Source organism: Glutamicibacter sp. AGC46, assembly GCF_053543715.1.
The window spans coordinates 31,477-37,879 of sequence record NZ_JBLVOJ010000015.1; the positions used below are offsets into that span (position 1 = coordinate 31,477).

A 6,403-nucleotide genomic window follows, 5' to 3' on the forward strand; every position below is an offset into this window, starting at 1 on the left:
TGAAGCTTTTTTCACCGTAGCTATTAGGAGCATCTGAAATGTCCCAGCTGGAGACCGGTTTTGAATTTCCCGCCGGCGTTGTCGAACCCGAATACGACCTGTGGTCCGGAGACGTCAATATCGATCCGACCGGAATCTTCGCCGAAGTAGGCGAAGCGGACAACGCGTGGCGAGCCAAGGCCCGCGCATTCATCCTCGACGAGGTCAAGGACGACATCCACGAGTACTGGGACAAGGCCGACTACCCGCTGCATCTGCTCAAGAAGCTTGGCGATGCGGATCTGCTGCGCGATGGCCTGAACCTGGAAGGCTACGAGGAAATGAGCCCGCTGGCTGCCGGCTTGGTCAACATGGAAATGGCCCGTGGCGACGGTTCGGTCTCCACCATTGTTGGCGTCCAGGGCGGTCTGGCTCTGCGCTCCGTGCTGTACTGCGGCAATGCCCAGCAGATCAAGAAGTACGCCATCCCCATGCTGCGCGGCGAACTTCCAGGCGCTTTCGCGCTGACTGAACCAACTCATGGTTCCGACTCGGTTTCGCTGGAAACCCGTGCCGCCAAGGTCGAGGGCGGATACCGCCTGAGCGGTGAAAAGAAATGGATCGGCAACGGCTCGGTCGGCGGCGTGAGCATCGTTTGGGCCCGCGACGACGAAGGCAAAGTCCGCGGATTCATCGTGCACCAGGATGCCGAAGGCTACAAGGCCACCACCATCGAAAACAAGCTCTCCCTGCGCGCTATCTGGCAGGCGCATATCCGCATGGAGAACGTCTTCGTTCCGGACCACGATGTGATGCCCGAAGCCAAGAGCTTCAAGGACACCTCGCGCGTCCTGTTCGCCACCCGGCTGGGTGTCGCCTGGTCTGCCGTGGGCCACGCGACCGCTTGCTACGAGTCGGCCGTGAGCTACGCCAAGCAGCGCGTGCAGTTCGGGCGTCCGCTGGCCGCCAGCCAGATCGTCCAGGAGCGCCTGGCCCGCATGCAGTCCGAACTGGCTACTATCCAGGTTCTGGTCATGCAGGCGACCAAGCGCGAAACTTCCGGTGAGCTGACCGGCCCGCAGGCGTCGCTGGCCAAGTACACCGCTACCCGCACCGCACGCGCCATCGCAGCGAACGCCCGCGACCTGCTCGGCGGCAACGGCATCCTGACCAGCAACCGCGTGGCCCGCCATTTCGCCGATGTGGAAGCAATCCACACCTATGAAGGCACCGAAACCGTGCAGGCCTTGATCATGGGCCGCGACATCACCGGCTTCTCAGCGTTCGCCTAGAACCTGGGCGCCGGAAAGCACGCCGGGACCTGGCTCGTTCTTCCGGGCCTCGGCCCCGGCGTGCTTTTGCCTACTGCTGGCCCAATCGGTTCTTGGTCTTTGCCGTTGCCACGTGGTCCCATGGATTCTCCGGCCAAGGATGCTTCGGGTAGCGCCCGCGCATTTCAGAACGCACCTGGGCGTAGGGCCCATTGAAGAAGCTAACCAGGTCATCGGTCACCGCCAGCGGCCTGCCACCGGGTGAAAGCAAGTGGAACTGGACGGCAAGCTTGCCCTTGACCAGCCGCGGCGACTCATCGAGCCCGAAGCATTCTTGCAATTTCACGGCGACGACCGCTGGACCGGTTTCACCGACCTCGGGATAGGCCACGGAAATCCTTGATCCCGAAGGCACCTGGAGCCGTTCGGGCACCAGCGAATCAAAATCATGGGCATGCTCCCACGGCAGCAAGGTCCGCAATGCCGAATACAGGTCAACCTTGGCCGCGTTCTTGCCGGCGGCTACCTGCCGCAAGACCGGCTGCAGCCAGTTGCCCGCCGAGGCAATCAGGGCCTGGTCATCCACCGCGGCAAAGGGTTCGCCCAGCAGGCGATGGGCCACGGCCATTCGCCGGCGCAAGGCATCAAACTTTTCATGGGTGCCGAAGAAGGCTATCCCCTGCGTAGCTATGGCGCTGGCAACAGCCTGCATGCCCAGCTCTGCGGTGGCCTTGACCGGATGGGCCGCCAGCTCGATCTCGCCGAAGCTCTCGATCTGGCGAGCGGTGATCCTGCCGTCAACCAGCTCCGCCATTTCGCGCTTCTGGTGCATCTGCGGCAACAGGTCGACGGCAGTGCCAAGTTCGATGCCAACGGCCCGTCGGATCACCGCTTTGGATCCGGCACGGGAGACCTCGGCGACCGCAAGGAATTCCTCATGCATCAGCTGGCTGCCGCGCGGCAAGGTTGCCCGGGTCCCCGAAGCCAACAGGTATTCCTCCGGGCCGACCTTGCGCGCAATCCATTGCGGGTAGGCCAAAGCGCACACGCCTGCCAGAGCCGCAGCTGCCGGTGCAGGCTGCCGCCCGGTGCGGTTTTCCGCACTGCCCAGGAGCTTTTCCAGGCGCTGCGCTTCATGCTTCCAGGCACGATGCGCCGGATGCGAACTCCGGCGCACCGCGGCAAGCAATTCATTCAGGTCCGCACTGGCAATGCGTTCCGAGCTGGCCAGCAATGCGACAGCATCCGAGGCAGCCCGGGTGCCGAAAATCCGGCTGCCTTCGAGCAACGCGCGGGCGGCACGCGGGTCTGCTGGAACCTTCATCATCTGCTCGCCCAGGGTGGTGATCTGCCCGGTCCCGTCAACCGCGTCCAGGCTGCGCAGGATCTGCTCATCGCTGGCCATGGCGCTAGCCGGCGGCGCTTCCCACATGGCCAGCCCCTCGCCACGCGGGGTCCCCCATGCCGCGAGCGACAAGCCGGCGGCGACCAGGTCGCCGGTGCGGATTTCCGGTGTGGAGTGCGCCGGGGCGGCGGCAAAGGACTTGGGGTCCAAGGTCCGCACCACCTTGCCCGGCCCGAGTCGTCCTGCCCGGCCCGCCCGCTGGGTGGCCGCGGAACGGCTGGCCACCACGGTCATCAACCCCGAGAAACCACGCGAGCTGTCTCGGCGCGGCTCGCGGGCGTAGCCGGCGTCCACCACCAGATGCACGCGCGGCACGGTCACCGACGATTCGGCAATGGAGGTGGAGACGATGATCCGCGGGGCGCTGCCAGCCTCCGGCTCGCTGAGGATCCGGTCTTGTTCCTTGGAAGAGATCTGCGAGTGCAAGGCCAGGGCTTGCACTCCGGAGGCAGAAATCTGCGAGCAGACGCGGTCGACTTCCCGTACCCCGGGGACGAACACCAAGGTGTCCACCGGGGTTGCGCTTGCTGCGTTGGCTGCCGCGCTGTGGCGTACCGCGACGGCGGCAACGTGGCGCAGGTAGTCATCGTTCAGCCCGCGTTCGGTGTTCCGGATTCCGGCGAAGCTGTCGAAAGCTTCTTGCACGGCAAACTGCGCGGTGTGGGCGCTGAGCACTGGAGCGGCCTGGCCACGGGCCAGCAGCGCCGAGAGTTCCCCGGCGTGCAAGGTGGCACTCATCAGGATCAGCGACAGGTCATCACGCAATTCGCTGACCTGGTTGGCCATCGCCAGCAACAAATCCGTATCGATCGACCGCTCGTGGACCTCATCAATGATCACCGCGCTCACACCGGCAAGATCCGGATCGGCCAGCAACCTGCGCAGCATCAGGCCTGCGGTCACGAATTCCACGCGGGTCTGCGCCGAAGCTTGCCGTTCCCCGCGCACGGCGAAGCCAACACGCTGGCCCAGAACCGATCCATCAAGCTGGGCGAGGCGACGGGCAGCAGCCCGGGCAGCGACACGGCGTGGCTGGGTCACGATGATCTTGCCAGCCAGTCCTGCCTGGTCCAGGGCGTTGGCTACCGTGGGTGGAACTATCGTCGTCTTGCCGGATCCCGGTGGCGCCTGGATCACCAGCGGCTGGGCAGGAATAGCCACCAAGGATTCATGGAGTTCTTGTCTGCTGGGACCGAAAGCCAGCCCTGAGGCAATCCTGTTCAGGTCGAAGCGGGCCGAAATCATGCTTGGCGTCCAGCCCAGAAGGACTCGATGGCCTTGACCACAGGCTCAATCGGGAACAGGGTGCTGCCGTGGGTTCGCCCCGGCAAAGCCACCATGCGCGCGTTGGGCAAGGTGCGGACCATGATCTTGTTCTGGTCGAAGCGCGGCTGGTCCCGGGTGCCGATCAGCAGCAAGGTCGGGATTCTGATCTTGCCCAGCTCGGACAGGTTGATGTTCTGCAGGGTCTCGGCCGCCTCGTAGTAGGCAGCCAGGGCCAGCGGGTCGTTGGACTTGAAGGCCATGCGGGTTGCTGGATCCAGGCGTCCATTCTTTTCCTGTCCGGTGACGAATCCTTCGATGTCGCCATTGCGCAGGACCTCGAGGTAGCCGGGGAAGAAGAGCTTCCCGATTTCGCCGGGGGTAATTTCGTAGGTGCCGCCGAGCATGATCAGCGAGATCACCTGCTCTGGGTGGTGCATGGCCATGTGCAGCCCGGTGCGTGCGCCAAAAGAGTAGCCGACAATGTGAATACGTCCGATGCCCAGGTGATCCATCACCGCGCGGATATCGCCGGCCACCTTGTCCATGGTGTAGTCGGCCACGTCGTGGGATTTGGCCGACTTGCCATGCCCGCGCAGGTCCATGCGGATGGTGCGGTGCCCCTGGCCCAACGCCTTGGTGTAGCCGAGCCCTCTCCAGATGGACCGGGACAGGGCGGAGCCATGGAGGAAGAGAATCGGCTCCCCGGCAGCCCCGTCATCGTCAAAGAAGATTTCGGAACCATCTGCGGGATTATTGATCATCGGCATGCCTTCGATTAAATCCTGTATTGACGGTGAAGGCGAAATCTGTGTTTGCCGCCGCCCTCGACATCCGCGGCTAATAGGTGAACACTGAAGACACAGGGTCCAGCCATCCGCAGGGGGTGGCCCACGGAAGTTGGGAGGAAGATCATGCCTGAACAATCAGCTGCTGGGCAGCCCGGTGGCGCTGAAGAGGAAAAGCTGCGACTGGCCGCAGAAGAAAAGAAGCGCCATGACGAGCACGATGAAGCTCTCGTCGAAGAGTGGGAAGACGAGTCATTCCCGGCTTCGGATCCGCCCTCGAATTATTAGCAAAAGCCTTCTCCCAAGAGACCGCACACCTCGCATTCAGCTACTTTCAAGTTTCAGCTCCTAGTGTGGTTATTACCTTCTCAAGGTGCGAGTGATCTAGATGAACCGATCCGCACAGGCGTTACCTCCTTGGCCTGGCGGGTCGGTTCATCATTTAATCCAAACCCACGAAACCTTTACGCACACAGCGGATTCACCTTTGCGCTATTTATTTAGTTCAGGCTCTGGCCTATTGTGGAAACTGACGTCAAATCGATTTCCGCTCGCCAGCGCTTGACCTGGCAGAAAGGTGCCTCGTGGAATACGAACGCCTCCCGTCCATCCCGGAACTGCACCGTCCCTACACTGCTGCCGCAGACCGCTATGAGCACTTCGGCTACCGCCGCGTTGGCGATTCCGGCCTGCGCTTGCCCCCGCTATCCCTGGGACTGTGGTGGAATTTCGGCGATAACCGTCCATTCGATTCCCAGCGCGAGATCCTGCGCCACGCTTTCGATAACGGCATCAACCACTTCGATCTGGCCAACAACTACGGTCCTCCGGCAGGTTCAGCCGAAGAGAACTTCGGCCGCATGATGGAAAAGGACTTCAAGCCCTACCGCAACGAGCTGGTCATCTCCTCCAAGGCCGGCTACGACATGTGGCCAGGCCCGCACGGCACCTTCGGCTCGCGCAAGTACCTGCTGGCCTCCTGCGAAGCCTCACTGAAGAAGATGAATCTGGACTACGTGGACATCTTCTATTCGCACCGTTTCGATCCGAAGACTCCCCTGGAAGAAACCATCGGCGCTTTGGATACCCTGGTTCGCCAGGGCAAGGCCACCTACGTGGGCATCTCCTCGTACTCGGCAGAACGCACCGCCGAGGCTGCCGCAATCGCCAAGGACCTGGGAACCCCGCTGGTAATCCATCAGCCGTCGTACAACATCCTGAACCCCTGGGTAGAGCACGGCCTGCTGCAAACACTGGAAAAGGACCGCATGGGCACCATTGCTTTCACCCCGTTGGCCCAGGGCCTGCTCACCGATAAGTACCTGGAAACCACTGATGTGGTTCGCCAAGGCGGACGCCGTTCGCTCGAAGCCCAGCTGACCGATCAGAACCTGGCCAAGGTCCGCAGCCTGAACGAGGTTGCGCAGACGCGCGGGCAGTCGCTGGCGCAGATGGCCCTGGCCTGGCTGCTGCGCGATGGCGCGGCAACCTCGGTATTGATCGGCGCCTCGTCCACCAAGCAGCTCGACGAGAACTTGGGTGCGCTGGACAACCTTGAGTTCTCCGAGGCGGAATTGGCCCAGATTGCCAAGATCGCCCAGGGCGATGCCGGAATCGACTGGTGGCGTTCTTCCGCTATCGGCTAGTAATCCACTGATCACACAGGTAATACCTGTGTTCTTGAGCCGCGGGGGGGA

Annotated in this window: 5 protein-coding genes; 3 read left to right on the plus strand and 2 right to left on the minus strand. The window is 62.7% G+C overall.

The features are described from left to right. The first annotated feature begins 38 nt into the window (after window positions 1-38). Entirely contained in the window at window positions 39-1,271 is a 1,233-nt protein-coding gene (locus tag ACNPM8_RS10575) for an acyl-CoA dehydrogenase family protein (protein ID WP_133834862.1), read from the plus strand. A gap of 70 nt (window positions 1,272-1,341) precedes the next feature. On the opposite strand, the gene hrpB is transcribed toward ACNPM8_RS10575, so the two are convergent. Together hrpB and ACNPM8_RS10585 are read right to left on the minus strand one after the other, a co-directional pair. Continuing rightward, window positions 1,342-3,900: an ATP-dependent helicase HrpB gene (hrpB, locus tag ACNPM8_RS10580; protein ID WP_448939815.1), complete on the minus strand. Its 2,559-nt coding sequence runs from the start codon at window positions 3,898-3,900 to the stop codon at window positions 1,342-1,344. Then, window positions 3,897-4,682 (minus strand): alpha/beta fold hydrolase, encoded by a 786-nt coding sequence (locus tag ACNPM8_RS10585; protein WP_332595056.1) that lies wholly within the window; start codon window positions 4,680-4,682, stop codon window positions 3,897-3,899. The genes hrpB and ACNPM8_RS10585 overlap by 4 nt, the downstream gene beginning before the upstream one ends. Before the next feature lie 150 nt (window positions 4,683-4,832). Here ACNPM8_RS10585 and ACNPM8_RS10590 point away from each other — a divergent pair, with 150 nt between their 5' ends. Both ACNPM8_RS10590 and mgrA read left to right on the plus strand, forming a co-directional pair. Beyond that, window positions 4,833-4,994 (plus strand): hypothetical protein, encoded by a 162-nt coding sequence (locus ACNPM8_RS10590; protein WP_166650864.1) that lies wholly within the window; start codon window positions 4,833-4,835, stop codon window positions 4,992-4,994. Window positions 4,995-5,290: 296 nt separating this feature from the next. Next, on the plus strand, window positions 5,291-6,352 hold the full coding sequence (mgrA, locus tag ACNPM8_RS10595) for an L-glyceraldehyde 3-phosphate reductase (protein ID WP_448939816.1): 1,062 nt from the start codon (window positions 5,291-5,293) through the stop codon (window positions 6,350-6,352). The last annotated feature ends 51 nt before the right edge of the window (window positions 6,353-6,403 follow it).

Bases quoted from the DNA above. Each gene is read 5' to 3' on its own strand.
- ACNPM8_RS10585 (WP_332595056.1), bottom strand. From the start codon at position 4,682: ATGATCAATAATCCCGCAGATGGTTCCGAAATCTTCTTTGACGATGAC.
- hrpB (WP_448939815.1), bottom strand. From the start codon at position 3,900: ATGATTTCGGCCCGCTTCGACCTGAACAGGATTGCCTCAGGGCTGGCT.
- ACNPM8_RS10590 (WP_166650864.1), top strand. From the start codon at position 4,833: ATGCCTGAACAATCAGCTGCTGGGCAGCCCGGTGGCGCTGAAGAGGAA.
- ACNPM8_RS10575 (WP_133834862.1), top strand. From the start codon at position 39: ATGTCCCAGCTGGAGACCGGTTTTGAATTTCCCGCCGGCGTTGTCGAA.